We start from the raw sequence: 1,348 nt of genomic DNA on the forward strand, positions 1-1,348 counted from the left end.
TTGGTGGCGTAACTAATTTCAACGTCCCAATCTTTGGGGAGAGTTCTTGCCATTTGCTTTCTGGCGAGTGCAGAATCGTCGCATATTAATATTGGAATGGTCATTGTTGCTGGTCTTCCTTATTTCGCCTTTAGGAAAAAAACACTCATTAATGCAACCGCGAGTGGAGCGAGGCGGATAGTTATTATTATAAGACTATTTACAGCGATTTTTTGTTCGTTAGCGCATTATACTTATTTGCTTACAATATTGATAACTTAGTTTTAACATTTCATTAAGTTGGTAACATTTGTCTAGCTGTTATCATATTGTCATCAATGTCATATCGATCTGGCATTACATTTAATACACAAGCATGAAGATTGGATGGTAATACCTATATCGATAATATATTAGGCTAACACTCAATGAATTTTGTTCAAAATAAAATGTGGCAATATTTTGACCAACGCCGATTATTTGTCATGTTATTACTATTCGCCAGATAGTCCAGATATGTTAGCCTGTAAACTGGACTGACCAGCAGCAGGGTGTTTCATGGAAAGAGAGTTAATTAAGTTAACAGTAGATAATGGCATTGCCCATGTTTGCTTAAATAGACCCAGTAAAATTAATGCACTTAATGTTGAAATGTTTACTGCAATTGATAATGTGATTAAACAACTCCGTGGTGATAAACGAGTTAATGCGGTTATTTTATCTGGCGCAGAAGGTAACTTTTGTTCTGGCTTAGATGTGAAGAGTGTCGCGAGTTCACCCACAAGTGCATTAAAGCTTTTATTCAAGTGGTTGCCTGGCAATGCAAATTTAGCCCAACGTGTGTCTTTGGGATGGCAGCGTTTGCCTGTTCCTGTCATTGCGGTTTTAGAAGGTTGTTGCTATGGCGGTGGGACTCAAATTGCATTGGGTGCTGATATTCGTATTGCTACGCCAAACTGTAAGTTGTCGATCATGGAAGCAAAGTGGGGGCTTGTGCCAGATATGGCTGGTTTGGTGGCATTAAGACAAATTATACCGAAAGACAAAGCGTTGATGCTGACCTATACCGCGGATATTTTAACTGCCGAGCAAGCGCTTGAGCTAGGTTTGGTAACTCAAATAAGTGATAACGCTTATGAGTGTGCCACGGCACTAGCCCAAAAAATAATCCGCACTTCCCCGGATGCTAATGCAGCCATTAAACGCAGCATCAATCAAAGTTGGACCGCCTCAGTGCGCAGCCTATTAGCCCGAGAATCACTAAGCCAAATGAGATTGTTGCTGGGTAAAAACCGTGTGATTGCAGCGATTAGACAAACTAAAAATCCTGATAAAGCCTATCGTTCTCGTCAATCTTGGTGGTAACGAT

At 40.3% G+C, this 1,348-nt stretch carries 1 protein-coding gene and 1 pseudogene; one reads left to right on the forward strand and one right to left on the reverse strand.

Going from position 1 to position 1,348, the window contains the following annotated elements:
- Nucleotides 1-104, reverse strand: a pseudogene (locus CXF78_RS00670) (response regulator); the annotation flags it as partial.
- Nucleotides 105-537: 433 nt separating this feature from the next.
- Between CXF78_RS00670 and CXF78_RS00675 the strand changes: the two are divergent.
- On the forward strand, nt 538-1,344 hold the full coding sequence (locus CXF78_RS00675) for a crotonase/enoyl-CoA hydratase family protein (RefSeq protein ID WP_102035700.1): 807 nt from the start codon (nt 538-540) through the stop codon (nt 1,342-1,344).
- Nucleotides 1,345-1,348 lie beyond the last annotated feature (4 nt).

Source organism: Shewanella sp. 11B5, from assembly GCF_002836795.1.
GTDB classification, from domain to species: Bacteria; Pseudomonadota; Gammaproteobacteria; order Enterobacterales; family Shewanellaceae; genus Shewanella; species Shewanella frigidimarina.